The sequence below is a fragment of the Flavivirga spongiicola genome (genome assembly GCF_030540825.1).
GTDB classification, from domain to species: Bacteria; Bacteroidota; Bacteroidia; order Flavobacteriales; family Flavobacteriaceae; genus Flavivirga; species Flavivirga spongiicola.
On sequence record NZ_JAUOEO010000001.1, the window covers coordinates 380,203 to 404,227 of the forward strand.

Sequence of the window (24,025 nt, forward strand, 5' to 3'; positions counted from 1 at the left end):
ACTTTAGATACTCTACAACGGCTACGGCATTAGACGATGAACTTGACTTTACAGGTAAAAAAATAAGCCAACAAATATTAGAATATTTAAATTACAAAAATAAAGATAGATAATAGATATGAATTTTTTTATTGATACTGCAAACCTTGAAGATATAGCAGAAGCACAAGCTTTTGGTATTCTAGATGGTGTAACAACCAACCCGTCATTAATGGCTAAAGAAGGCATTACAGGAGATGATAACATAATAGCTCATTACAAAAAGATATGTGAAATAGTAGAAGGAAATGTAAGTGCTGAGGTTATTTCAACTGATTTTGAAGATATGGTAAAAGAAGGTGAAGCTTTGGCAGGTTTGAATTCTCAAATAGTTGTAAAGCTGCCATTGATTGCTGATGGTATTAAAGCATGTAAATATTTTTCAGGCCAGGGTATTAAAACTAATATGACCTTGGTGTTTTCTGCAGGGCAGGCTTTATTAGCTGCAAAAGTGGGAGCAACTTATGTGTCACCATTTTTAGGACGATTGGATGATGTTTCTACTGATGGATTACATCTTATTTCAGAAATTAGACAGATTTATGATAATTATGGTTTTGAAACACAAATATTAGCAGCATCAATTCGTCACACCATGCACGTAATTCATTGTGCTAAGATTGGCAGCGATATTATGACAGGACCACTATCATCAATTAAGGACTTATTAAAGCACCCTTTAACTGATATTGGTTTAGCTAAATTTTTAGAAGATTATAAAAAAGGAAATTAATAGTTAGGATTGATTGGTTCTGAAATATTCGGATAAAGAGCCATTCCGAAAACGCATGTAAAAAAATATCTTCGAGATAGATACATTGTATTTTAATATTTTAAAGAAAGACTCAGCTACTGCATTATCCCAACAATTTCCTTTTCGACTGATAGATTAAGTAATCTTACTATTTTTATTGAATACCATTTTCATTTTCATAGTATTGGAAGCATACTGCGCCCCTCTATCAGAATGGAAAATATGATTTTCAGAAATAGCTCTTCTTTTTCTTGTCAAGAACCAAGTTTTATAAATGGTATATTAACGGGTAGTTTTATTGTAGACGAAGTCGTTTGGTATAATGATTCAGAAAATTTGAATATTAGATTATTCACCATTCCAATTGAAGATACTGTATACGCATTTACGCTTATTCTTTTGAATTTATTTATAATGAACCGTTTAGATGACCAAAAGATATTTTACTCTTTCAACAAGTCATCAATAGTTTTTCTAACGGTATCGCTATTCCAATTTGCAGCACCTCCTTTATCAATTACAATATCCCCTTGTTTATCTATTAAAAAAGTTCGTGGAATACTTGTAACATCAAAAGATTCCGGATACTTGGTTAATGGATTATACACTTTAAAAGTATAATTATTTTTATTTAAAAACTGATTGATTACTGCGTCATCTTCATTAGAAACAAAAATAAATTCAATACGATCTTTATAATCGTTATAAAGGGCTTGCATACTCGGCATTTCTGCAATGCATGGTGGACACCACGTTGCCCAAAAATTCACTAAAACAACTTTACCTTTTGTTTCTTCAAAATTAAATGCGCCCTGCTCTCCTTTAAGTTTCCAATTATAATTTGTTAGGTTTGCCTGTTTAGTATCTTTAATTACCGAGGGACCAAAAAGCGCAAGTCCTTTATGTAACATAATTTGTATAGGCAGCCGGGTTTGCGGAATAATTAAGGCTGCAATTATAATTAAAAATATAATATTCTTTAAACTAATTTTTTTTCTGGACATACATATAAAATAAAGGGCACAGTTTCTATATCGAAACCATGCCCTCAAATTTAACAATAATCTAAATTTTATCCTATCTAATGGCCCATCCTGTAGGGAAAGAATTCGAACTATATGTAAGATCATGAGTTGCTGGCGCTGTATCTTGCCCCACTGCACCAACTAAAGGTTTCAAAGTAAAAGGTGCTGGAGAGTTATCTGGATCTGGTTCTACAGAAATAACTGCAGTACGTCCTCTAACATCTAATGGAAACGTAAATCCAGCAGGTGCATTATTAAAGAAATCCTCACCTGGTACTGGAGGTCCAGCATTATTTTCTGTTCCACTAAAATTATTAGAATCATCTACAGCTGTGAAACTAGTAAACGTTCCTGTTGTTAATGGTCCTACACCATCTACTACAACCCATCCTTCATATTTCCATCCAGCTGGTAATGTAGGTAACCCTAAACCCGCTGTTGGAGGACCTGCCGCTTGTGGTGTACCGAACCAAATACCATATTGATCGTTACCATTGTTACCACTTCCCGGTACTTCATCTGTTGGAGTTCTTAGAAAAGATTTCCCCCAAGATCCACCAAAATCGCCTACTATAGCTGTATTAACGGGGGCTCTGTCTCCTGAAAAATCACCTACTAAAATTTTAGTATCCGCAGGCATCTCTGCTGCGGTTCCAGTTTCTCCTGCCGGCTCAATTGATAACACAAATTTTGTTGCATTTTCTAGTTGAGTTGCATCTACAGTAAAAGTTTGTGGAAATGTAACAGAACTAAACGTTCCCGTTGAAACCGGTGCTCCATTTACAATTATCCAGCCTTCATAAACATATTTGTCACCTAAAGCTTCTAAACCATCTAACTCTAACGTTAAACTGGCTGTTGACGGTGCATTGTCATCATCATTGCTACAAGAACTAACTAGTAATCCTATTGACAATATTGCCATTATAAACATTTTCTTAATCATTGTATTATTTTTTTAAAATTTTTAATACTTCAAAATTATAACACAGAGATTTTATAAAATGTTAGCTATCTAACATTAAGCAATATTTTTATGAATTCTTATTTCTTTTCTGGTGAATTGAATCACTTTTTCCTCTTTTAATTCGTTTAAAAGTATATTTAACGTCGGTCTGGAAGTTCCTATTAAAGAGGCTATATCTTTTTGTGTATATGGATGATGAATCACTTTATCACCTGTTTTTTCACAATCGTACCCATAGTCAGAGCACAGCTCATCTAAAAACTCAATAAGTCGTGTTTTAGCATCTTTAAATAAGAGTAACTGTAATCGTCTTTCTAATTTTTTTAATTTGAAACCAATGACTTTGTACACTTTAAAGCTGAAGGTTTGATTATTTCGCATTAAATCATGCATAGTATCTACTCCTATAGGACAAATACTGGTAGTATTATCAATTGATTGGGCGAATTCTTCTCGCTTAGACTCTCCAAGAATAGCTGTTTCTCCAAACAACTCCCCACGTGTTAAAATAGCTTTAACAACTTCATCCCCTTCTTCACTATAATACCCTATTTTGACTTTACCTCTTTCTATAAGATATACTTTGTTTGCAGAGTCCTCTTCAAAATATATATAGTCTTTCTTTTTGTAAGCATCAAAATCGTGATTCGCTTTGTAGGTTTTAAATTTGTGGGGACAAAGCACCTTGAAAAGATTGACATCATCAAAAAACCAAAGTGATTTCATTAATTTATTCTTTTTTGTTATCTCATTTACAGTCGAAAAAGACTAATGAAGCTTACAAAAAAGCATAAAAAAACCTCCAAATTTGGAGGTCTTAAGTTTTATTTTTCTTCGTCTGATGTTGGTTCACTTTCTTCATCCTCTTCAGAATCTGGAAAATTCAACAGATCGTATTTTTGCAATAAATTATACCACTGTATCACTTTTTTAATATCGCTTGCATAAACTCTATCTTCATCATAATCGGGTAACACGTCAAAGAAATATTCTTCTAACACGTCTTTACTATCTTTAGGATTTACAGAAGATTGTTGACCATTTTCTTTTTTCTTAATACTTTCAAAAACTTGCTTTAATGGTACTTCTTCTGTTAAAGTATAAATGGCGATTTCACTTAAAATACTAACATTGTTTTGTACACTTACAGATATACGTTTGTTATCTACTAACGATTCTGCCACAAAACCACCTCGTGTTTGTGCAATTAATTTATATAACCCTGGTTTTCCACCTATTGATAATACTTTATCTAAACTCATAATTAATTTTTGAAAGAGAGGCAAATATCAACTGTTTATTGATTGCTTGCAAATATTATCGCTTCTTTTTTTGATCGGGAAAACGCATTCTATAATCGACATTAATCTTACCTTTAGATATATTGGTTAGTCTTCCTTTAATTAAACGCTTTTTTAAGCTAGAAAGTTTATCCGTAAATAAAACACCTTCAATATGGTCATACTCATGCTGAATAACTCTAGCTATTAATCCGTCAAAAGTTTCTGTATGTGATTTAAAATTTTCATCTACATAGTCAACAGTTATTTTTTGCCGCCTAAAAACATCTTCTCTAACATCCGGAATACTTAAACAACCTTCATTAAAGGCCCATTCATCACCTTCTTCTTCAGTTATTTTAGCATTAATAAAAACACGCTTAAAGTCTTTTAGTGTTTTCTGCTCTTCAGCAGTCAAATCTTCATCTTCTGAGAAAGGCGTTGTATCAACCAAAAACAGTCTAATTGGTAATCCTATTTGAGGTGCCGCCAATCCAACACCATAAGCATTATACATGGTTTCAAACATATTATCTAAAAGAACATCAAGATTTGGATATGCTTTAGTTATGTCTGTTCCTTTCTTTTTTAAGACTGGGTCGCCATAGGCTACTATTGGTAAAATCATTATTTGTTTAGTATTTATTATTTGCAAAAATACTAATACTTATAATTTACCGTCTTATTTATGCAAAATTTATTCTTAAGGAAGTCTTACTTATTTAGTGACTGGTCGGAAACAGACTAATTTTATCAAAAGATTTATTTTTGGTGAGTTTTGCTATGTTTCCGACTAGTCACTATTTAGAATACAAATAACTCTGTAATATAAGGGTAGCACTAATTTCGTCTATCAGTGCTTTATTTTTTCGCTGATTCCTTTTCAATCCACTATCAATCATCGTTTGAAAAGCCATTTTAGAAGTAAATCGCTCATCTACTCTTTTAATTGGAATGTTAGGAAATTCTTTTTTTAAATTATCTATAAATGGAAGAATATGGATTTCACTTTCTGAAACGGTATTATTCATTTGTTTTGGTTCTCCAACCAAAAATAATTCAACCTGTTCTTTATTGGTATAATCTTTTAAAAACTTTAAAAGCTCTTTTGTATTAACTGTGGTAAGCCCAGAGGCTATAATTTGCAATTCATCGGTTACAGCTATACCTGTTCTCTTAGTACCATAATCTATTGCTAAAATGCGAGCCATATATCTATTTTATACAAAAATAGTTTAATAAACTGCCTCGAAGCAAGCCTGCGAGGTTTTAATCTTTAAAAATTTAATAAAATAACAAAGACTGTCTTTTCAGACAGCCTTTATTACATCGTTTTAACATTAATAATATTTAAAATCTATTTTTTAAGCCTTAACGGGCTTATTTATTTTCGGAAATAACAATTTAATATTTTCAACATTTCTTACACGATTAAGATATAATCTAATATCACTAGTACGTGCAATAGACTCTTTTAATTCCTTAGCATCAATTAACAATGAATCATTTTCTTTTACAGTTTCTACTGCATTATCTTTAGCAACCACTACTTCTCCATCATTTACATAAACTGACATAACTTTATTAGTTTTCATCTTATTAGTATCGCTTTGAGCAACTCCTAAAGAAAAGGAAAGTAATAAAATTAATAGTATGTAAGTATTTGTTTTCATTCTGTTTATTGTCGTTTGCATATTCCAAATATATATCCATACCAGAGTTCAAACACAAAAAATTAGTTATAACCCAACGTATTTTCGATTAGTAGTGGAGCTACAAATTTTCATCGATAAACAGACTAAAGACCTATTTAGCAAGACGAAATACAGCAAAAATGCATTTCATCGATTTATCTTTTTCTTTCAAAGGAAAAACGGGCTTTTATTTTTATTAAATTTAGCGTCAATCGATGAAAAATTTAGAGTTCGTCATAATTGATATAATGACTTTTTCGTTCTATTTTTTAAATGATACCTAGTATATTTGCTCAAAATTTAAATATCAATGACAGAATTACAACAAATCATAGAAAAGACTTGGGAGAACAGAGATCTTTTAAAAGAAGAAACAACAACTTCAGCTATAAGAAAGGTTATAGATTTATTAGATAAAGGTGAATTGAGAGTAGCGGAACCAATTACTGGTGGTTGGCAAGTTAACGAATGGGTAAAAAAAGCAGTTGTTTTATATTTTCCAATTCAGAAAATGGAAACGATTGAAGCTGGTCCGTTAGAATTTCATGATAAAATTCCATTAAAACGTGGTTATGCAGAAAAAGGAATTCGTGTAGTTCCTCATGCAGTTGCAAGACATGGTGCTTATATTTCCAGTGGTACTATTTTAATGCCTAGTTATGTAAACATTGGCGCTTATGTAGATGAAGGTACTATGGTTGATACTTGGGCTACTGTTGGTAGTTGTGCACAAATAGGTAAAAATGTACATTTATCTGGTGGTGTTGGAATTGGTGGTGTTTTAGAACCTTTACAAGCAGCTCCGGTAATTATAGAGGATAATGCCTTTATTGGGTCTAGATGTATCGTTGTTGAAGGTGTCCGTGTTGAAACTGAAGCTGTTTTAGGTGCTGGTGTTGTTTTAACTATGAGTACAAAGATTATTGATGTAACTGGTGATGCTCCTGTTGAATACAAAGGTAGAGTACCTGCTCGTTCTGTAGTTATTCCCGGTAGTTACGCTAAAGAATTTCCTTCTGGAAGTTATAATGTACCTTGTGCTTTGATTATTGGCAAACGTAAAGAGAGTACTAACAAAAAAACGTCGCTAAACGATGCTTTAAGAGAGCATGATGTAGCTGTTTAATAAGTTTTCAGTATGCAGTCTCAGTATTCAGTACTTACTCGTTTGTAAAAAAAAAATGAAGTTGTAAATTTTGAAAATCTTAATCATACAACAAAAAATGATTGGCGATGTGCTTACAAGCAGTATTCTGTTTGAAGCACTTCGCTTAAAATATCCAAAGGGGCAGTTGGATTATCTAATAAATGAGCATACTGTTGCGGTTGTGGAAAACAATCCCAACATTGATAACTTCCTTTTATTTACTAAAGAGGCAGAACTTAGTAAGGCTAAACTTCTAAAACTTGCTAGGTCAGTAGGAAATAGAAAGTATGATATTGTTGTTGATGTCTATTCTAAATTATCCAGTAATTTAATAAGTCTTTTTTCTGGGGCGAAAACTAGAATTTCATACCATAAATATTATACCTCCCTTTTTTACCATTATAATATTAAAAGGGAAAAAAATAATAATGGCAAAGCCGGATTGGCCATTGTTAATAGAATGCAATTACTAGGGCCTTTAGGTATTGAAACAACATTTATAAAGCCCAAAATATATTTAACTGAAGAGGAAATTTCTACCAGTAAGCACTTTTTGGAAAATCATCAGATAGATTTTAGCAAATCTTTATATATGATAAGTGTGTTGGGGAGTGGTGGAAAGAAAACGTACCCTTTTAGTTATATGGCAGAAGTCATTGATACTTTAGTTAAAGAAACTTCTGGGCAAATATTATTTAATTACATACCAAAACAAGAAACTGAAGCTAAAACTATATTTGATTTATGTAAACCAGAAACTCAAAAAAATATTTACTTTCATGTTTTTGGAAAGAGTTTAAGAGAATTTTTAGCCATAACATATCATTGTGATGCTTTAATTGGAAATGAAGGTGGTGCTATTAATATGGCTAAAGCTTTAAATATTAAAACTTTTGCTATATACTCCCCTTGGATAGATAAGGCCACTTGGAATCTTTTCGAAAATGATAATAACGTCAGTGTTCATTTAAAAGATTTTAAACCGGAACTATATACCAAACCTGAAAAGAAATTTAAAAATGAAGCTGCCGAGCTATATAAAAAATTCAAACCTCAACTTTTCACAAACAAACTAAAGGCATTCTTAAAGTAATAACAGAATTCATTAGCCATTCACTCTTTCTAATGCTTTCTTTACTGCTGTTTCTACAAATTGTCCTTTCATTACTTTTTCTTGAACACTTAAAACATTATTTTTCATTAATTTATAATCTTCTGGCGTTAAATTTTCTAAAACAGTATTCAAATCTTTTAAGTTTGAAATGCTTATTCCCAAATGATTATCAACTATAAAAGAAGCTATAGCTGCTTTATCCCAAACTATTACTGGAAGTCCGGACAAAAGATATAAGGATGTTTTATGAGGGTTATTGTATTTTAAATACGCTCCCAAATCTCCACTACAAGATTCTGTTGATATACCATCCCATACTAACCCGAAATCAGCTTCGATTTTATAGGCTATTTGATCTGATGGAAAGGCTCCTTGATAAAAAATAACAGATGATTCTTCGCTTACTTTTCGTTTATTAGCATCGAAACCAATACCATATAACTTTAAATTGTATTTACTATGTTCCAGTATATCAAAATCAAAGATGTATGAATTTTTGCCTTCACCAAATCCCCCAGCATAAGCAATTCTATATGTGTCACTTTTATTAACATCTTTATTTTGAAGTGGCTTTTCTTCAGAAACATAGTCAAAGATCCCCAATACCACAATAGGTATAGTCGTATTTTGTTCCAAAAACCATGCTTTCATAGCTTCGTTATGCACAATAATAACATCAGAGCATACAATTTTTGATAATTCGGCTTTTATATCCTTAATTCTTCCCTTTAAACATCTTACATCATGAACTATTGTTATTATTTTACAACGTTTTAATTTTGCAAAAAACAGAATCAGTTTTCTAAACTTATTATTAGGGTATTGTGTACATAAAACAGATTTAAATGGCAGTCTTAACAAAGCCATCGAAATCCCAAAAAAATTCTTAATGGTACCTATTGCAGAGCTTGGTATAGATGATTGTTTAAATCCAAGATTTTTAAACCCTAATGCTTCTAACGAAAATTCACAATCTGTTTTTGCTTTTCCCGCAGCATTGAATAGCGATTTATAGTTTCTGGAAATGTAATACATTATATTGAAAAGTTTTTTTGTAGATAATTTATATCCTAGTTTTGCTAAAAAATTTTAAAAGTATACAAATGTATGATTATTTAATTGTTGGTGCCGGATTATTTGGGTGTGTATTTGCACATGAAGCGACTAAAAAAGGAAAAAAATGTTTAGTTATAGATAAAAGGGATCATGTAGGTGGTAATGTATACTGTGAAAATGTAGACGGCATTAATGTACACAAATATGGTGCTCATATATTTCACACCAATGATAAGGCTATTTGGGACTATGTAAATCAATTTGCAGCGTTTAATAACTATGTAAATTCACCTGTTTCTATATCTAAAGGGAAACTCTATAATTTACCCTTTAATATGAATACTTTTTATCAATTATGGGGAACGAAAACACCTGAGGAAGCCAAAACAATTATAGAAAGTCAAATTAAAGAGTTTGGTTCTAAAAATCCTGAAAATTTAGAAGAACAAGCATTATCCTTAATTGGAAAGGATGTTTATGAAACACTTATAAAAGAATACACTGAAAAGCAATGGGGTAAAAAAGCCACCGAGTTACCTGCTTTTATCATTAAACGCTTACCTGTACGTTATACCTTTAATAATAATTATTTTAATGATGCTTATCAAGGCATTCCTATTGGTGGTTATAATAAAATAATTGACGGTCTATTAAAAGGTATTGATATAAAGACCAACGTCGATTTTTTTAAAGATAAAGATGAATTGAGTAGTATGGCTAAAAAAATAGTGTTTACTGGGAAAATAGACGAATTCTATAATTATAAATATGGAAACTTAGAATATCGTTCGTTACGATTTGAAAATACGAAATTAAATACTGAAAACCTTCAAGGAAATGCTGTTGTAAATTATAATGACTCTAAGGTTCCTTATACACGAATTATAGAGCATAAACACTTTGAATTTGGCAAGCAAAAGCATACCGTGATAACTAAAGAATTCTCCGAACAATGGACTCCTGAGAAAGAAGCCTATTACCCTATTAATAATGATGAGAATCAAAAAAAATATCAGGCGTACAAAGAACTTTCATTACAAGAGCCTCATGTTATATTTGGTGGAAGACTTGCAGAATACAAATATTACGACATGCATCAAATAATAGCTTCTGCTTTACAAAAAACCAAAAAAGAGTTTAACTAATACTATTTCTTGTTTAAAAATTATTTATAGCGTATCAAATGATTAAATTATCCGGAGTCATAATTACATATAACGAAGAAGAGCATTTAGAAAAATGTTTAAAATCACTGGTGGGTGTTGTAGACGAAATTGTTGTTGTAGATTCTTTTTCTACCGACAAAACTCCTGAAATATGCGAGGCCTATAATGTGAAATTTATTCAGAATAAATTTGAAGGTTATATTGAACAAAAAAATTATGCCCTTTCTCATGCAAAATACGATTATATTTTATCGTTAGATGGGGATGAAGCATTATCGGATACACTAAAAAAATCTATTTTATATACAAAAGAGCATTGGAATTTTGATGGGTATTATTGTAACCGATTAAATAATTACTGTGGACAATGGATTAAACATTCTGATTGGTATCCTGATAAAAAACTAAGATTGTTTAAAAAAGGAAATGGCGAATGGAAAGGTATAAACCCTCATGACAGATATACATTAAAAGAAGGCCTCAAAGCCGGTAAGCTCAAGGGAGATTTATTGCACTGGATATACAGGGATTATAGAGAACATAATTTAAAGGTTGAAAACTTTTCAAGTATTGCTGCTCAAGCTTATTTCGATTTGGGAAAAAAATCTTCTCTTTGGAAAATACTATTTAACCCAACTTGGGCATTTTTTAAAGCTTACTTTTTAAGATTAGGCTTTTTAGATGGTTTAAATGGCTTTGTTATTTGTGTACAAACCTTTAATGTTACTTTTTTAAAGTATATTAAGCTTTATAGACTTCATCAAAATAAGTAATCATTCTTATTTTCAAAATTTTAGTATTGAAATATATCATCATGAAAAAACCTCACTTTCTTTAAAACGTATGTTTTCTTGTGCTTTTATTAAATATTTATCTATACCATTATCACACCATGATAATTTATTTTTTAATGCGCTTTCCTGAATAATATTATTAATGTTCAATTTTTCCTTTGAGCTTTCTTTATGCCAAATATGATAAATGATCGCCTTATACTTTAATCGTTTACCAAGTGTGCCATTATTTATCATCCTAATTACAAACTCAGAGTCCTCTCTCCCCCAACCGATCATATCTTCATTATAGCCATTCACTTTTAAAAAGTCCGTTTTCCAATATGATAGATTACAGCCTCTTAATTTTCTAGATAATTTATTATTTCTTTTATAAAGAATCTCCCCTAAAGCAGGAAAATGGATATTTCTATTGCGTTTTTTTATCCCTTTTGCCAGATAAGAAAATGTAATGATCTTGTTTTTGAAAAAATCATTTAAAAATGGTTCCTGAATATTTACTCTAGACCCAAACAAATAAGTGTCTTTTTCTATAGATTTTAAATGATCTCCCACAAAGTTTTTATGAATAATACAATCGCCGTCTAACTGAATGATATAATCTGAATCTGTTTTAGAAATCGCCAGATTCAATATGGCAGACCTTCTAAAACCTTTATCTTCATGCCATATATGTTTTAATGGTACAGGAAAATTGCTTTGAAAACTTTCAATTAATTGTTTAGTTTCGTTGGTAGACCCATCATCAGCAATTATCACTTCAGTTGGAAGCATCACTTGATTTTTAACACTCTCTAAAACCAACTCTAAAGCATCAGGCCAATTATAGGTCGTTATAATTAAGGTGGATTTAATTTTATCTTTCTTCAAAATTTTTAACGTTTAGTAATTAAAAAAAATACCTCTTTAAGTAACTAAACAGTTATCTATAAAAACACCCTAAAAAAAAATTGAATATTTTTTGATTTTAACATATTCATAGTATTGGTTCGCGAAAACCCTTAACAATTCAGACATTAATAAATGCTTATTGCAGACACACTATATTATATTCTGACTGGTATTCTTATAATAATTAAGGTTGTTAAAAAGGGAAATAGTTCTTGGAAAGAAATAAACTCTCTTGATAGAAATACATCAAGAAAAACGTTAAAAAACAAATAAACATAAAGACGATTTATTGCTTTTGGTATAGGCATGCAATGAACCAGATTTAAAAGGTTGAAAACTCTTGGAGTATTCCAGCTAAAACTTATAAAAAAGCCTACTATTTGTAAAAATCATATGGTGTCATTTCAAATGAGAAATAGTATTAATTTTCAAAAACATCATACCCATCCAAGCTAAGTTTCTCTTGAGACACTAAGAATACATTATCAATCATCGTACACACATTTAAAGATGCTATACGCTTCCATTTTAAGTCATTTTGTTTATAAATATTAATTTACTTTTTCTCTAAAAGAAGGACGCTCTTTCGCTTTACACCATCTATTACGGTGAACTCACTCTTTTTTATGTATGAATCAAATATTTTTTGTTCAAAAAATTTTGGTTCAATTAAAATACAATCTCCTTCTGAAAGTTTTCTAGAAATATCATTTAATGTCAATTCACTTGGGAATTTGTAACCCAAAGCAGCGTAATTTGGGGAGTTGTATTTACATAAAAAATAATACGCAGGAGATATACCATGTAAATAAACATTCTTACTACTAATATTAGATTTTAGGATTGGTATATTGGTTAACTGTTCATTATAATGTTCCTTTTTTTCTACAAATTTGTTTTTCAATTTAAGAGAAGCACCTACTAAGAACACGGTGCTTGAAAATAATAATATTATGTATTTCTTTTCAATTAAACCCTTAGAAAATGTCACTATGGAAATTATTACATATGGTATTATTAGTTGGAAATAGTGTGAATAGTAAGCAAAGTATAAAGTGCAAAATGCCCCTAGTAAAAGTAACAAAGCAAACCAACTATTATTACTTATTGATTTTATTTTTGTGCCAAAAAATAAAATCACAACCACTATAATAAATGGAAAATCTATAACGAACTGTCCAACCTTCTTAAATACTCCAATTACAGAATAATCTATACCTGTTACTATTTCATTACCTTTTAAAGCTTGGATTCCGAAAAGTTTTAATAAAAAAACCTTTACCGGAATATTTTCATACGTATAAAAATAACTCACTAAAATTAATATTGGAACAAAAAACCCGAGTATTAAAAAAGAAAAATTAAAAGCAGATAGTTTAATGTTTTTTGATTCTTTATATATCCAAAACATTAAAGCTGGCATAATAAAAAGACCATATTGTTTAGCATAAAATGCTAAAAAAGTAAACACGCCAACCAAAAACAAAGTTCCTTTTTTTAACTTCCATTTTAACAATAACCAAATAGCTATCAACTGGAATAACAAAACATAAGGCTCCAATAAAATATGAAACCCTTCAAAAACAAAATTTGCGGTTATTAATAAAATGGTTAAAAAAAAACATTCTTCGTTATTACTATTATAAAACTTTAGTATTTGAAAAAACAAGATGCCTATTAAAGGAAAAATAGCAAAAGCATAAGTGAATAAAAATGTTAATCCAATATCATTATTAAAATAAAATGGCACCGAAAGTATATACATAACCAAAGGCGAGTAACTGCAATTTAATTCTTTAAAAAAAGAAAGCCCATGTGCCAAATCGTAAGCTATTTTTAAATAGTATCCAGAATCATTTGTAGTTGATGGGTACAAATAAACAATGAGAAGATATCCCCCCATTATTATTATAAAAGAAAATAATAGGCTATAATAAATAGTCTTTTTATTAAATAGGTAGTCTTTCATAATGACTCTTTTTTAGCAATTATAAACAATGAACTACCAAAGGGTATACTTCCCGTTTTCAATATGAAACTATTTTCTATTTTTCCTAAAAAGTAAAAAATAGCATTAATCCATTTGGGGGTCTCTTGCACATCTGATGCTATTTTTTTAGGTGGAAAAATCTTATGTATCAACTTTTGTAGAAGAATAATTAAAAACAAAAGTGGCATTCTATAGGTTGCTTTTTCAATACAAAACCCAACAGCTTCTAATTTCTTTACAAATGTTTTTTTTCTATAACGTCTTTTAGTATGCACAATAACATCATGTTCTCTTCTTAAAATATTAAATGCTGCTAAATTTAAAATTAAAGTTCCTCCAGTAGATAAACCATCGTAAAATTTTTGAAGTACTTTGTAATCATCTTTTATTGCAGAATGATATAACACATCAATAGAGGTTATAACGTCGTATTTCTCTGTTGGTTCCCAATCATTCAAATCGTTTCTGGAAATATGCTTCAATCCTCTTTTTTTAGAAAATATCACTGCATCTTCTGAATAATCAATACCGGATACTGTTCCATAATCACTTAATAACTCCATGAGTCTTCCAGTGCCACAACCTGCATCAAAAATAGCTAGGTTTATGTCTTTTCTTTTTTTTATTGTGGCAATGATTAGATTATGTAATGTTTTATACCACCAAAAATTATTCTCTTGCTGATACATGTTTTTATACTCTTGCTTATTCATTGAATGTTATATTGTATACATTTTTCTTATCGAATATTGGGGCTTTTTATTTTGAGACATAAACATTCTTCCTAAATATTCTCCTATCATTCCTAAAGCCATTAATTGGATTCCAGAAAAAACTGAAACTAAAACAATTAAAGCCGCATAACCTGTAGGCAAATTGGGGTTATATAATTTTTCTATAATTGAAAACAGACCATATCCGAAACCAAATAGCGAAAAAGTAAAGCCAATTATCATTGAAAAACGAAGTGGTAAAATAGAAAAATTAGTAAACATGTTCATCCAAAGAGACACTAGCTTTTTTAGTGTATAATTAGAGGCGCCATTTGTTCTTTTATTATGTTTTACTTTAAGCTTTCCTATATTATTAGTAGTTCTTAAAATTAATCCATCTATATATGGAAATGGTAAATTGTATTTAACAATCTCTTTAACTAAAAACTTATTAATAATCTTAAAACTAGATAAATAAAGATCTTTAGGTTTCTTAAGCAAAACAGTCGCCATTTTATCATTGAATCGACTTCCTAAATTCCTAAAAAAAGAATGTTCTTTTTTATCATAATATGTGTAAACAACATCATTCTGTGATTGAATTGCGAATTCTATTAATTTAATAACCTCGCTTACCGGGTTTTGAAAATCATCGTCCATAATAACAGTAAAATCTCCTGTAATATTATTTAACCCAGCCATAACAGCATTATGCTCTCCTACATTTTTTGAAAGGCTTAAAAACTTAACGATGTTTTTATGTTTTTCAAAAATAGAGACACAAACAGCCTCTGAACTATCAGGAGAACAATCATTAACCAATACAATTTCTAAATGATATGATATTGATAAGGTATCTATAAGGTGTTCGACTAAGTTTGTTATAGATTTTTCTCCATTGTAAACTGGAATTACAATAGATATAGCTTCTTTATAACTCATATTTATTTATTATTGTAACTATTTCTTGAAGGTTTTTTTCTGATAATTCTGGATATATAGGTAAGCTTAAAATATCACTTGAAAAGTTCTCTGAAACTTCTAATACCTCATCTTTCTGATATAAAAAAGCTTTTTGTTTATGAATAGGAATGGGGTAATGTATTAATGCAGCCACACCATTGTTATTTAAATATTTCAAAAAATGATCCCTATTTGCTACTTTAATCACAAATAGATGATTGGCAGATTCGCCATATTCGTTTTCCTTTAAAAATGTAACGCCTTTAAGATGTTCTTTATAATAAGAAGCTATTTGAGCTCTTTTTTTATTCCAATGTTTTAAAAAAGGTAGTTTTACTCTTAAAATAGCTGCTTGAAGCTCATCCAGCCTACTATTTATACCATTAAAATCATGATAATACCTTTTAGTTTGGCCATAATTCCTTAGAGAAAGTAATTTATTATAAGTCTCTTCATTATTAGTTGTTATGGCTCCTGCATCACCGTGTGCTCCTAAATTTTTTGTTGGGTAAAAAGAAAAGGCTCCACAGTTTCCAATGGTTCCGCATTTTTTATTTTTGTATGTAGCTCCGGTTGCCTGTGCACAGTCTTCTATGACACATAGATTATATTGTTTAGCAATTTTCATAATATAATCCATATCACAGGACTGCCCATATAGATGTACCGGAACTATTCCTTTTGTTTTTTCATTTATTTTTGAAGCTATTTTTGTGTAATCAATTAAACCATTTTCTTTAAAAACATCTACAACAATGGGCTTTGCTCCAGCTTGTACAATACCAGTAATGGTTGGAAATGCTGTGATATTGGTTGTTATTATTTCATCTCCGATTCCTATATTATTAGCCATTAAAGCAAGTGTAATAGCCTCGGTACCTGAAGCTACTCCAACGCAATGTTTAGCATTAAGATATTGCGCAAATTCTTTTTCAAAAGCGACTACTTCCTTTCCTAAAACATACCATCCGCTATCCATCACTCTGGTTATGGCTTCGTCTATATTAGGTTTAAGGTCTTGATAATGTAATTTAAAATTGTTGAAGGGGATCATATTAAATATAGCTAGCTATGTTTTTTTTATAATAAGTTAAGGTCTCTTTAATACCTTCTCGAAAAGGTGTTTTTGGATACCATCCTAAATCTTGATTAATTTTATTAAAATTGGCATAAAAGTCTCCTATATCGATACTTTTTCTTTCTTCAGGGAATGGAATCATATTATAAGTCCCTTTTTTATTTTCTTCAATTAATATCGATGCTGTTTCTTTGAGGTTTATAGGATTAGGTTCTCCTAAATTATATATATGTCCATTCGTTTTATCAGAAAGTGCGGATAAAATAAAAGCATCCACGACATCATCTACATAGTTATAATCTCTAACTTGTAATCCATCTCCAAAAATCAAAAAAGGCTTTTCCTCAATAATATTTCTAACCCAAATTCCTAAAAAAGTTTGTCTGGCATCCTTAATTCTTAATCTAGGACCGTAAGTGTTGGTTAATCTTAAAACACAGGTTTTAATCCCATAAATGTTATTATAAAGTAAATGATAGTTTTCACCGGACATTTTATTTATGCCATTAACATCAACAGGAATTATTGGATGGTTTTCATCAACAGGTAAATACTGTGGTTTCCCATATAATTGACGGGTACTTGCAAAAACAATTTTAATATTTTGATTGTTCTTTCTACAAGCTTCTAAAATTGACAGTTGGGATTTGGCATTTATTTCTAAATCCTGGAAAGGGTTAGTCATTGAATCAATATGACTTGTTTGTCCTGCCAGATTAAACAAAAAGTCTTGATCCTTTATTAAATATTTTATCGAAAATTCGTCTCTAACATCAGAAAAATTAATTTTAACTCTATCTTTTATAGACTCTATATTTTTTAAGTTCCCCCCATATTCTGGAATGACACTATCAATAATTGTAACATTTGCTCCTAATTCTACTAGCTTTATCGCCAAATTAGAACCAATAAATCCCAACCCTCCAGTAATTAGGACATTCTTATTTTTAAATTTCATTTATTAAAATAAATCACTGTTTAAATTATTTAAACAGTTATCTATAAAAATACCCTACTAAATTTTTGATTTTTTTTTGAACTTAAAATAATCCAAGGCCTTTGGACATGAAAAAGAGTTAAGCCAACCCTTTATTTTAATGATTAATTTGGAAAATAATTACTATTTCTTCCAAAACTTAAGTTTCTTTTTAAGTCTTCTTTTTCGATGATATCTATTTTGAAAAGCTTCAATTTCTTTCCACATTAAATTGAATATCTTACTATAATCTTCTCCGGCACATTTTGCATATTCATCACTCATAACATCCACCATAGATTTATGAATCGTTAATTTAGAAAAATTCTTAATTCTGGTTTCAAAATCAAGTGGTTTAAATTCCATGCGGTTTAAATCAACTAAATAAAAAATGTAACCTTTATCGGTTTTTTTTATCAGTGTATTTCCCGGAGAATGATCCAAAAAATGAATGCCTTTTTCATGCAAATCAAAAGTGAATCTGCTAAAAGCTCTAAGTATATTTTCGTGATCGGGATAATTAAAGTCTGTTGTTAATTCTCTATAAGTTAAATCGCAGTCAATCTGTTCACTTATATAATAGCTTTTTTTAAACAGAAAAGGTGTTTTATATTCGTAAAAAGCTATAGGCTCCGGCGTACCAATATGTAACGCTTTAAGTTTATTAGCATATTCATAGGAACGTTGTGCTTTACTTTTCCTGAAAAAACGATAGGCAATTTGGTTTACAATATTGGGTATTCTAAAAGACTTTACATTAATTAACTTTTTGTCTAAATTAAATAACTTTAAAGAATTTCTATCTTGATTACCAAAAGGTTCACCTTTAATATCAAAACTGCTTATTATGTCATCAAAAAAAGCGTTATTAGCTTTAAATTTCTTATGTATTACTTTATTACGCTTCACCTAAATATTTATCTATACCATTTTCACACCAAACAATTTTATCATCAATCGTTCTTTTTTCAATATCATTATTAACTTCCAGTCTATCTTTAGATTTTTCATTATGAAATATATGAAATACGATAGCACAATATCTTAGTCGTTTTCCTTTCAATCCATAATTATGAAAACGCAAAGCCAATTCTGAGTCTTCCCTACCCCAACCTTTAAAATCTTCATTATAACCATTGACAGCTAAAAAATCACTTTTAAAATATGATGTATTACAGCCTCTAAATTTTTTTGAAAATCCATTTTTTATTTTATAAAGATTAGTTAAAACAGGAATATGTATAGATCTAGTTCTCTTTTTTATTCCTCTAGAAAAGGGATGAAATTTTACTTGTTTTTTAGAAAACAAACTCTTTAAATGGGGCATTTGTATATTAACTCTACTTCCAAATAAATAACAATCTTTTTTAATGAATTTTAAATGATCTTTAACAAATGAAGAATGCAATATACAATCACCATCAGATTGAATTATATAATCTCCGCTAGCTTTTACAATTGCTTTATTTAAAATCATGGATTTATTAAATCCATGATCTTCTTGCCAAACATGAATCAATGGAACAGGAAAATTGGTTTGAAATTTTTGTATTAGGTTTTTAGTATCTTTTCCAGAACCATCATCAGCAATAATAACTTCAGTTGGGAATACTATTTGATTTTTAATACTTATTAAAACTAACTCTAAGGCTTCTGACCAATTATAGGTAGAGATTATTAAAGTTGTTTTTATATTATATTTCATTTTAATACTAATTACCAATCTCAATTTTTGAAAATATGATACGCTTCTAACTCTAATTTTTCTACTGGTATTAAAAATACATTATCTAATCTAGAGCAATCATTCAAAGATTCAATACGACTCCATTTTGTCCCACTCTCTTTGTAAATATTATAATTTTTTGGAATAAGTGGAAAAAATAATTCATCTAATTCAACTTCTCGAGCTTCATAATATGGCTTATTAACTTCCATTAGTATAGTTGGTCGATGTTTGTTAATTGTTTCTTTACCACCTTCCAAACAAAAATCCTCATGCCCTTCAATATCCATCTTTATAAGATCTATGTTTCCATAATGACTATAATCTTTACACCAAACATCATCTAACCTCTCAAGTTTAATTGGAGATACCTTAAAGCCCTCATCCATAGCTTCACTAGTTCTAATTGCAGCATTTCCAGTATTAGATCCATGCTTAAAATCTTCTCTTAATGTGATTTCTGTTTTTTCAGATTTATTGGATAATCCAAATTGATTAGCCTCACAGATCTCTCCTAAATTATTTTCCTTTAAGTTATTAATAAGCCTTAAATAATTACCTTCAAAAGGTTCAAAAGCGACTACTTTTCCTGAAGCCTTTTTTGATCTGATAAAATTCCCTATTGAAACAGAATAATAACCAATATTACCTCCAATATCTAAAAAACATGTATTCGGATTAAACAATGAATGAATAATAGATATTAAATCAGGATCATATTGCCCTGTATAAAATGATATTCTTTCCGTTTTAGTACTTAAATCTACAAGTATTGTTGTATCATCTTTCATTTTGGCCTTTACAATAGGTTTAGCTCCTAAAGCAAGTAATAATCTATTAAGATGTTTATAAATTTGGTTTAGCTTACGATGATAAGGCAACTTTCTTGTTATATCAGACAAAACACTCAAAACCTTATTAGTAAATCTCATTTTTAAAAATTTTAATTATGGCAAAAATAAACAAGTTAAGCTTAGTTCCATTTGTAAATTATAATTTTAATTTTGCACTTTAATTAATTAGACAGATTTATAACTAAAACTAGGTTATAATAATTATGAACCATGAAATAAATAATGCTTTGCAAGCTTTAAGAGAAGGCAGACTCATACTCTACCCTACAGATACAGTTTGGGGCATTGGTTGTGATGCGACGAACGCAGCCGCTGTTAAAAAAGTTTACGAACTAAAACAACGTGAAGACAGTAAGGCTTTAATATGCTTAGTAGCTGATGATAGAATGCTAAAAAAGTATATAAAAAAAGTACCTGAAGTTGCTTTGAATATTATTGATATCTCTGAAAAGCCAACAACCATTATTTATGATGATGCTCAAAATGTAGCTACTAACTTGATTGCTGAAGATGGTACTATAGCCATTAGAATTCCAGATGATGAATTTTGTTATCAACTCTCAAGAAAACTTAACACGGCAATCGTTTCAACATCTGCAAATATAAGCGGGCAAGCAACCCCAAAATCATTTAAAGAAATATCTCAAGAGGTTATAAAAGGTGTAGACTATGTTGTAAATTTGCAGCGCGAAAAAAGCTGTAATAAGCCGTCATCTATTATTAAATTGAGTAACAGTGGTATTGTTAAGATTATACGTGAATAAAATTAGCCACTAATACACGAATATTTATGTCTAACATTATTGACCAACTTTCATAGAGATTTATTAGATCACAAAAGAATTGTATTATAAAATATTCGTGAATTCGTGGCAACAAAAAAAATGAACTACAAACAAGCTTTACAACATCCCGTGTTCAAAATCATATCTCAATCTGCTAAAGAATTAAGTTTAGACAGTTATGTTATTGGTGGTTTTGTACGTGATTTTATATTAAAAAGAGGTAGTGCAAAAGATATAGACATTGTGGCTGTTGGTGATGGCATTAAACTAGCTAAACAAGTTGCAAAAAACCTACCAACCAAGCCAAAAGTACAGGTTTTTAAGACCTATGGTACCGCCATGCTAAGATACGATGATATCGAGATCGAGTTTGTTGGAGCTCGTAAAGAGTCTTACAATGAAGATAGCAGAAACCCTATAGTAAAAAATGGCACTTTGGAAGATGACCAAAACCGTCGTGATTTTACTATAAATGCATTAGCTCTAAATTTGAATGTATCCAATTTTGGTGATTTAGTAGACCCTTTTGATGGTATTAAAGATTTAGAAAAGCAAATGATTCGCACACCTTTAACACCGGATATTACATATAGTGATGACCCATTACGTATGATGCGCGCTATTCGTTTTGCTTCTCAATTAAATTTCACAATAGAAAGGGAGTCACTAAACGCTATTACCAAAAATAGCTACCGAATTAAGATTATAACCAAAGAGCGTATTGTAACAGAATTAAATAAAATTCTTGAAAGTAAAAAACCCTCTATTGGATTTCTTTTACTGGAAAAAACCGGATTGTTAGATTATATAATACCAGAACTTACAGCATTAAAAGGTATTGACGAAGTTGAAGGACAGCGACACAAAGACAATTTTTATCATACTTTAGAAGTCGTTGATAACATAGCAAAAAACACCAATAACCTCTGGTTGCGTTGGGCGGCTTTATTACATGATATTGGTAAAGCACCAACCAAAAAATTCAACAAAAAAGTTGGCTGGACATTTCATACACATGAATTTGAAGGTTCAAAAATGGTATATCATTTATTTAAAAGGTTAAAAATGCCTTTGAATGAGAAAATGAAGTTTGTACAAAAAATGGTATTTATGAGTTCGCGTCCTATTGTATTGGCACAAGATATTGTAACAGATTCTGCCGTACGTCGCTTGGTTTTTGATGCTGGTGATTATGTTGATGACCTAATGACACTTTGCGAAGCGGACATTACAACCAAAAACCCTAAAAAGTTTAATAAATATCACAACAACTTTAAAATAGTTCGAGAAAAAATAATTGAAGTTGAAGCACGCGACCATGTTAGAAATTTTCAACCTCCAATTACAGGAGAAGAGATTATGAAAACATTTAATATAAAACCATCACGTGAAATTGGTTTAATAAAAGAGGTTATAAAAGAGGCCATTTTAGAAGGAGATATTCCAAACGAATATGACGCCGCATATGAATTAATGATTAAGGAAGGAAAACGATTAGGGCTAAAAACGACTCATTAAAATGATTAAACTCATTAGAACCAATTATGATAATAAAGACTTTGTCAATTTAGTAAAATTATTAAATGCCTATTTAAAGGTGGTAGATGGAGATGATCATGAATTTTATGATCAATATAACAACATTGATATATTAAAAAATATAATCGTTGCTTATGTCGATAACAAACCTGTTGGTTGCGGTGCTTTTAAAAAACATGCCGAAAATGAAGTTGAGATCAAGCGTATGTTTACACTTCCTGAAACCAGAGGACAAGGAGTCGCTTCTAAAATTCTAAAAGGATTAGAAGACTGGTCTAAAGAATTAAATTTTGAAGCATGCATATTAGAAACAGGAAAGAGACAAATAGAAGCTATTCAGTTTTATAAAAAAAACGGTTATATGGTCATACCCAATTATGGACAGTATAAAGATGTGACAAATAGTATTTGTTTTAAAAAAGTGCTGTAATGATATGAAAAAAGACAACAAAAAGGTTATCTATTGGCTACTTACAGGTTGCCTGCTTATTTTTATTATGGTAGTCGTTGGAGGCATTACAAGATTGACCCATTCTGGTTTATCAATATCTAACTACAAACTCATTTCTGGAACAATTCCGCCCATGAATGATGTTGAATGGCAAGAAGCTTTTAATCTGTATAAACAATACCCTGAGTATCAAAAATTAAACAATCAATTTACCCTTCAGGATTTTAAAGATATATATTTCTGGGAATGGTTACATCGTGTTATCGGCCGGTTTATCGGACTCGTATTTTTTATTCCTTTTTTATACTTCCTAATAAAAAAACAACTCTCAAAAGCCACTGTGAAAAAATCTATCGTTTTACTCTGTCTTGGAGCTTTTCAAGGTTTTTTGGGGTGGTATATGGTTAAAAGTGGTTTAGTAGATAATCCGGACGTCAGTCATTACCGTTTGGCGGCACATTTAACAACAGCTTTTATAACATTTGCATATACTTTTTGGGTGGCCCTGGATTTAATATTTCCAAATAGAAAGAAAATAAATAAAGCATTTAGAAACCTTATAAGATTAAGTCTCGCCTTTATAATACTTCAAATAATATATGGTGCGTTTGTAGCTGGGTTAGATGCCGGTTTTATACATAACCATTGGCCTATGATGAGTGAAGGTAAGTTTATGCACCAAACCGTTTATATTGAACAAAGTCCTTTGTATAAAAACTTTATTGAAGGAAAAAGTGGCGTTCAGTTTGTTCATAGAATTTTAGCGTACATAGTTGTTTTGTTTATTGTTTTAATTTGGAAAAAATCAAAAAAATTAAACCTAACAAGATACCAATCAAAAGGCATAAACATGTTGTTAATAATAGTATGCATTCAGTTTTTATTAGGTGTATTTACTATATTATTACAAGTACCCGTTTGGTTAGGTGTCGCACATCAAATAGGCGCTTTCTTTTTATTAAGTGCTATGACTTTTACCATGCATCGTTTTTCCAAATAAGTCAAAAAAAGCTTACCTTTGTA

At 30.2% G+C, this 24,025-nt stretch carries 26 protein-coding genes and 2 pseudogenes; 10 read left to right on the forward strand and 18 right to left on the reverse strand.

Features of this window, described 5'->3' with window-relative positions:
- The first annotated feature begins 118 nt into the window (after nucleotides 1-118).
- Nucleotides 119-772, forward strand: coding sequence for a fructose-6-phosphate aldolase (gene fsa / locus Q4Q47_RS01315; RefSeq protein ID WP_303304851.1), 654 nt, complete (start codon nucleotides 119-121; stop codon nucleotides 770-772).
- An 87-nt stretch (nucleotides 773-859) separates the two neighbouring features.
- Here the strand turns inward: fsa and Q4Q47_RS01320 are convergent.
- A pseudogene (locus Q4Q47_RS01320) lies at nucleotides 860-1,072 on the reverse strand (IS3-like element ISPto4 family transposase); the annotation flags it as partial.
- Here Q4Q47_RS01320 and Q4Q47_RS23765 point away from each other — a divergent pair.
- Nucleotides 1,016-1,156 (forward strand): annotated as a pseudogene (locus tag Q4Q47_RS23765) (lycopene cyclase domain-containing protein); the annotation flags it as partial. The pseudogenes Q4Q47_RS01320 and Q4Q47_RS23765 sit on opposite strands and share 57 nt — an antisense overlap.
- Nucleotides 1,157-1,236: 80 nt before the next feature.
- Here Q4Q47_RS23765 and Q4Q47_RS01330 read toward each other — a convergent pair.
- The 7 genes from Q4Q47_RS01330 to Q4Q47_RS01360 all read right to left on the reverse strand — a co-directional run bounded on the left by Q4Q47_RS01330 (nucleotide 1,237) and on the right by Q4Q47_RS01360 (nucleotide 5,759).
- A complete protein-coding gene (locus tag Q4Q47_RS01330; RefSeq protein WP_303304852.1) occupies nucleotides 1,237-1,797 on the reverse strand; it encodes a TlpA family protein disulfide reductase in 561 nt (186 codons plus the stop codon).
- Nucleotides 1,798-1,870: 73 nt separating this feature from the next.
- Nucleotides 1,871-2,764, reverse strand: a complete 894-nt coding sequence (locus Q4Q47_RS01335; protein ID WP_303304853.1) for an anti-sigma factor — start codon at nucleotides 2,762-2,764, stop codon at nucleotides 1,871-1,873.
- Nucleotides 2,765-2,839: 75 nt separating this feature from the next.
- Entirely contained in the window at nucleotides 2,840-3,511 is a 672-nt protein-coding gene (locus Q4Q47_RS01340; RefSeq protein ID WP_303304854.1) for a Crp/Fnr family transcriptional regulator, read from the reverse strand.
- Between the two features lie 98 nt (nucleotides 3,512-3,609).
- Nucleotides 3,610-4,047 carry a DUF5606 family protein gene (locus Q4Q47_RS01345; protein ID WP_303304855.1) on the reverse strand — a complete coding sequence of 146 codons (438 nt, stop codon included), beginning with the start codon at nucleotides 4,045-4,047 and terminating at the stop codon, nucleotides 3,610-3,612.
- Between the two features lie 55 nt (nucleotides 4,048-4,102).
- Entirely contained in the window at nucleotides 4,103-4,693 is a 591-nt protein-coding gene (def, locus tag Q4Q47_RS01350) for a peptide deformylase (protein WP_303304856.1), read from the reverse strand.
- A 172-nt stretch (nucleotides 4,694-4,865) separates the two neighbouring features.
- Entirely contained in the window at nucleotides 4,866-5,276 is a 411-nt protein-coding gene (gene ruvX, locus Q4Q47_RS01355; RefSeq protein WP_303304857.1) for a Holliday junction resolvase RuvX, read from the reverse strand.
- Nucleotides 5,277-5,429: 153 nt separating this feature from the next.
- Nucleotides 5,430-5,759, reverse strand: a complete 330-nt coding sequence (locus Q4Q47_RS01360) for a hypothetical protein (RefSeq protein ID WP_303304858.1) — start codon at nucleotides 5,757-5,759, stop codon at nucleotides 5,430-5,432.
- Nucleotides 5,760-6,069: 310 nt separating this feature from the next.
- Between Q4Q47_RS01360 and Q4Q47_RS01365 the strand changes: the two genes are divergently transcribed.
- Together Q4Q47_RS01365 and Q4Q47_RS01370 are read left to right on the forward strand one after the other, a co-directional pair.
- Nucleotides 6,070-6,885 (forward strand): 2,3,4,5-tetrahydropyridine-2,6-dicarboxylate N-succinyltransferase, encoded by an 816-nt coding sequence (locus tag Q4Q47_RS01365; RefSeq protein WP_303304859.1) that lies wholly within the window; start codon nucleotides 6,070-6,072, stop codon nucleotides 6,883-6,885.
- 70 nt (nucleotides 6,886-6,955) lie between these two features.
- The gene (locus Q4Q47_RS01370) at nucleotides 6,956-7,999 is read left to right on the forward strand and encodes a glycosyltransferase family 9 protein (protein ID WP_303304860.1); all 1,044 of its coding nucleotides are present in this window, start codon (nucleotides 6,956-6,958) and stop codon (nucleotides 7,997-7,999) included.
- 12 nt (nucleotides 8,000-8,011) lie between these two features.
- Here Q4Q47_RS01370 and Q4Q47_RS01375 read toward each other — a convergent pair whose 3' ends face one another.
- Nucleotides 8,012-9,055: a beta-1,6-galactofuranosyltransferase gene (locus Q4Q47_RS01375; protein WP_303304861.1), complete on the reverse strand. Its 1,044-nt coding sequence runs from the start codon at nucleotides 9,053-9,055 to the stop codon at nucleotides 8,012-8,014.
- A 68-nt stretch (nucleotides 9,056-9,123) separates the two neighbouring features.
- On the opposite strand from Q4Q47_RS01375, the gene glf reads away from it, so the two are divergent.
- Together glf and Q4Q47_RS01385 are read left to right on the forward strand one after the other, a co-directional pair.
- Entirely contained in the window at nucleotides 9,124-10,221 is a 1,098-nt protein-coding gene (gene glf, locus Q4Q47_RS01380) for a UDP-galactopyranose mutase (RefSeq protein ID WP_303304862.1), read from the forward strand.
- 38 nt (nucleotides 10,222-10,259) lie between these two features.
- Nucleotides 10,260-11,015 carry a glycosyltransferase family 2 protein gene (locus Q4Q47_RS01385; protein ID WP_303304863.1) on the forward strand — a complete coding sequence of 252 codons (756 nt, stop codon included), beginning with the start codon at nucleotides 10,260-10,262 and terminating at the stop codon, nucleotides 11,013-11,015.
- Nucleotides 11,016-11,054: 39 nt separating this feature from the next.
- Here Q4Q47_RS01385 and Q4Q47_RS01390 read toward each other — a convergent pair whose 3' ends face one another.
- From Q4Q47_RS01390 to Q4Q47_RS01430, 9 genes are all read right to left on the reverse strand, one after another.
- Complete coding sequence (locus Q4Q47_RS01390; RefSeq protein ID WP_303304864.1) at nucleotides 11,055-11,906, reverse strand: glycosyltransferase family 2 protein; 852 nt, start codon at nucleotides 11,904-11,906, stop codon at nucleotides 11,055-11,057.
- Nucleotides 11,907-12,483: 577 nt separating this feature from the next.
- Nucleotides 12,484-13,896 (reverse strand): hypothetical protein, encoded by a 1,413-nt coding sequence (locus Q4Q47_RS01395; RefSeq protein WP_303304865.1) that lies wholly within the window; start codon nucleotides 13,894-13,896, stop codon nucleotides 12,484-12,486.
- Nucleotides 13,893-14,630 carry a class I SAM-dependent methyltransferase gene (locus tag Q4Q47_RS01400; RefSeq protein WP_303304866.1) on the reverse strand — a complete coding sequence of 246 codons (738 nt, stop codon included), beginning with the start codon at nucleotides 14,628-14,630 and terminating at the stop codon, nucleotides 13,893-13,895. The genes Q4Q47_RS01395 and Q4Q47_RS01400 overlap by 4 nt, the downstream gene beginning before the upstream one ends.
- 6 nt (nucleotides 14,631-14,636) lie before the next feature.
- The gene (locus Q4Q47_RS01405) at nucleotides 14,637-15,572 is read right to left on the reverse strand and encodes a glycosyltransferase family 2 protein (RefSeq protein WP_303304867.1); all 936 of its coding nucleotides are present in this window, start codon (nucleotides 15,570-15,572) and stop codon (nucleotides 14,637-14,639) included.
- Nucleotides 15,562-16,647: a DegT/DnrJ/EryC1/StrS family aminotransferase gene (locus Q4Q47_RS01410; protein WP_303304868.1), complete on the reverse strand. Its 1,086-nt coding sequence runs from the start codon at nucleotides 16,645-16,647 to the stop codon at nucleotides 15,562-15,564. Before Q4Q47_RS01410 ends, Q4Q47_RS01405 begins: the two co-directional genes overlap by 11 nt.
- Before the next feature lies 1 nt (nucleotide 16,648).
- Nucleotides 16,649-17,629 (reverse strand): GDP-mannose 4,6-dehydratase, encoded by a 981-nt coding sequence (locus Q4Q47_RS01415; RefSeq protein ID WP_303304869.1) that lies wholly within the window; start codon nucleotides 17,627-17,629, stop codon nucleotides 16,649-16,651.
- Between the two features lie 162 nt (nucleotides 17,630-17,791).
- Complete coding sequence (locus Q4Q47_RS01420; RefSeq protein ID WP_303304870.1) at nucleotides 17,792-18,556, reverse strand: Kdo domain containing protein; 765 nt, start codon at nucleotides 18,554-18,556, stop codon at nucleotides 17,792-17,794.
- Nucleotides 18,546-19,352, reverse strand: coding sequence for a glycosyltransferase family 2 protein (locus tag Q4Q47_RS01425; protein ID WP_303304871.1), 807 nt, complete (start codon nucleotides 19,350-19,352; stop codon nucleotides 18,546-18,548). The genes Q4Q47_RS01420 and Q4Q47_RS01425 overlap by 11 nt, the downstream gene beginning before the upstream one ends.
- Before the next feature lie 20 nt (nucleotides 19,353-19,372).
- Nucleotides 19,373-20,305, reverse strand: coding sequence for an FkbM family methyltransferase (locus tag Q4Q47_RS01430; RefSeq protein WP_303304872.1), 933 nt, complete (start codon nucleotides 20,303-20,305; stop codon nucleotides 19,373-19,375).
- 125 nt (nucleotides 20,306-20,430) lie between these two features.
- Between Q4Q47_RS01430 and Q4Q47_RS01435 the strand changes: the two genes are divergently transcribed.
- The 4 genes from Q4Q47_RS01435 to Q4Q47_RS01450 all read left to right on the forward strand — a co-directional run bounded on the left by Q4Q47_RS01435 (nucleotide 20,431) and on the right by Q4Q47_RS01450 (nucleotide 24,002).
- The gene (locus tag Q4Q47_RS01435) at nucleotides 20,431-20,991 is read left to right on the forward strand and encodes an L-threonylcarbamoyladenylate synthase (RefSeq protein ID WP_303304873.1); all 561 of its coding nucleotides are present in this window, start codon (nucleotides 20,431-20,433) and stop codon (nucleotides 20,989-20,991) included.
- Between the two features lie 120 nt (nucleotides 20,992-21,111).
- Nucleotides 21,112-22,530: a CCA tRNA nucleotidyltransferase gene (locus Q4Q47_RS01440; protein WP_303304874.1), complete on the forward strand. Its 1,419-nt coding sequence runs from the start codon at nucleotides 21,112-21,114 to the stop codon at nucleotides 22,528-22,530.
- Nucleotide 22,531: 1 nt separating this feature from the next.
- Nucleotides 22,532-22,981 (forward strand): GNAT family N-acetyltransferase, encoded by a 450-nt coding sequence (locus Q4Q47_RS01445; RefSeq protein ID WP_303304875.1) that lies wholly within the window; start codon nucleotides 22,532-22,534, stop codon nucleotides 22,979-22,981.
- 4 nt (nucleotides 22,982-22,985) lie between these two features.
- A complete protein-coding gene (locus tag Q4Q47_RS01450) occupies nucleotides 22,986-24,002 on the forward strand; it encodes a COX15/CtaA family protein (RefSeq protein ID WP_303304876.1) in 1,017 nt (338 codons plus the stop codon).
- Nucleotides 24,003-24,025 lie beyond the last annotated feature (23 nt).

Coding starts and splice junctions, on each gene's coding strand:
- Q4Q47_RS01435 (WP_303304873.1), top strand. CDS start 20,431: ATGAACCATGAAATAAATAATGCTTTGCAAGCTTTAAGAGAAGGCAGA.
- Q4Q47_RS01385 (WP_303304863.1), top strand. CDS start 10,260: ATGATTAAATTATCCGGAGTCATAATTACATATAACGAAGAAGAGCAT.
- Q4Q47_RS01335 (WP_303304853.1), bottom strand. CDS start 2,764: ATGATTAAGAAAATGTTTATAATGGCAATATTGTCAATAGGATTACTA.
- Q4Q47_RS01445 (WP_303304875.1), top strand. CDS start 22,532: ATGATTAAACTCATTAGAACCAATTATGATAATAAAGACTTTGTCAAT.
- Q4Q47_RS01450 (WP_303304876.1), top strand. CDS start 22,986: ATGAAAAAAGACAACAAAAAGGTTATCTATTGGCTACTTACAGGTTGC.
- Q4Q47_RS01360 (WP_303304858.1), bottom strand. CDS start 5,759: ATGCAAACGACAATAAACAGAATGAAAACAAATACTTACATACTATTA.
- Q4Q47_RS01410 (WP_303304868.1), bottom strand. CDS start 16,647: ATGATCCCCTTCAACAATTTTAAATTACATTATCAAGACCTTAAACCT.
- Q4Q47_RS01415 (WP_303304869.1), bottom strand. CDS start 17,629: ATGAAATTTAAAAATAAGAATGTCCTAATTACTGGAGGGTTGGGATTT.
- Q4Q47_RS01430 (WP_303304872.1), bottom strand. CDS start 20,305: ATGAGATTTACTAATAAGGTTTTGAGTGTTTTGTCTGATATAACAAGA.
- fsa (WP_303304851.1), top strand. CDS start 119: ATGAATTTTTTTATTGATACTGCAAACCTTGAAGATATAGCAGAAGCA.
- Q4Q47_RS01375 (WP_303304861.1), bottom strand. CDS start 9,055: ATGTATTACATTTCCAGAAACTATAAATCGCTATTCAATGCTGCGGGA.
- ruvX (WP_303304857.1), bottom strand. CDS start 5,276: ATGGCTCGCATTTTAGCAATAGATTATGGTACTAAGAGAACAGGTATA.
- Q4Q47_RS01395 (WP_303304865.1), bottom strand. CDS start 13,896: ATGAAAGACTACCTATTTAATAAAAAGACTATTTATTATAGCCTATTA.
- def (WP_303304856.1), bottom strand. CDS start 4,693: ATGATTTTACCAATAGTAGCCTATGGCGACCCAGTCTTAAAAAAGAAA.
- Q4Q47_RS01425 (WP_303304871.1), bottom strand. CDS start 19,352: ATGAAATATAATATAAAAACAACTTTAATAATCTCTACCTATAATTGG.
- Q4Q47_RS01365 (WP_303304859.1), top strand. CDS start 6,070: ATGACAGAATTACAACAAATCATAGAAAAGACTTGGGAGAACAGAGAT.
- Q4Q47_RS01345 (WP_303304855.1), bottom strand. CDS start 4,047: ATGAGTTTAGATAAAGTATTATCAATAGGTGGAAAACCAGGGTTATAT.
- Q4Q47_RS01340 (WP_303304854.1), bottom strand. CDS start 3,511: ATGAAATCACTTTGGTTTTTTGATGATGTCAATCTTTTCAAGGTGCTT.
- Q4Q47_RS01330 (WP_303304852.1), bottom strand. CDS start 1,797: ATGTCCAGAAAAAAAATTAGTTTAAAGAATATTATATTTTTAATTATA.
- glf (WP_303304862.1), top strand. CDS start 9,124: ATGTATGATTATTTAATTGTTGGTGCCGGATTATTTGGGTGTGTATTT.
- Q4Q47_RS01440 (WP_303304874.1), top strand. CDS start 21,112: ATGAACTACAAACAAGCTTTACAACATCCCGTGTTCAAAATCATATCT.
- Q4Q47_RS01400 (WP_303304866.1), bottom strand. CDS start 14,630: ATGAATAAGCAAGAGTATAAAAACATGTATCAGCAAGAGAATAATTTT.
- Q4Q47_RS01405 (WP_303304867.1), bottom strand. CDS start 15,572: ATGAGTTATAAAGAAGCTATATCTATTGTAATTCCAGTTTACAATGGA.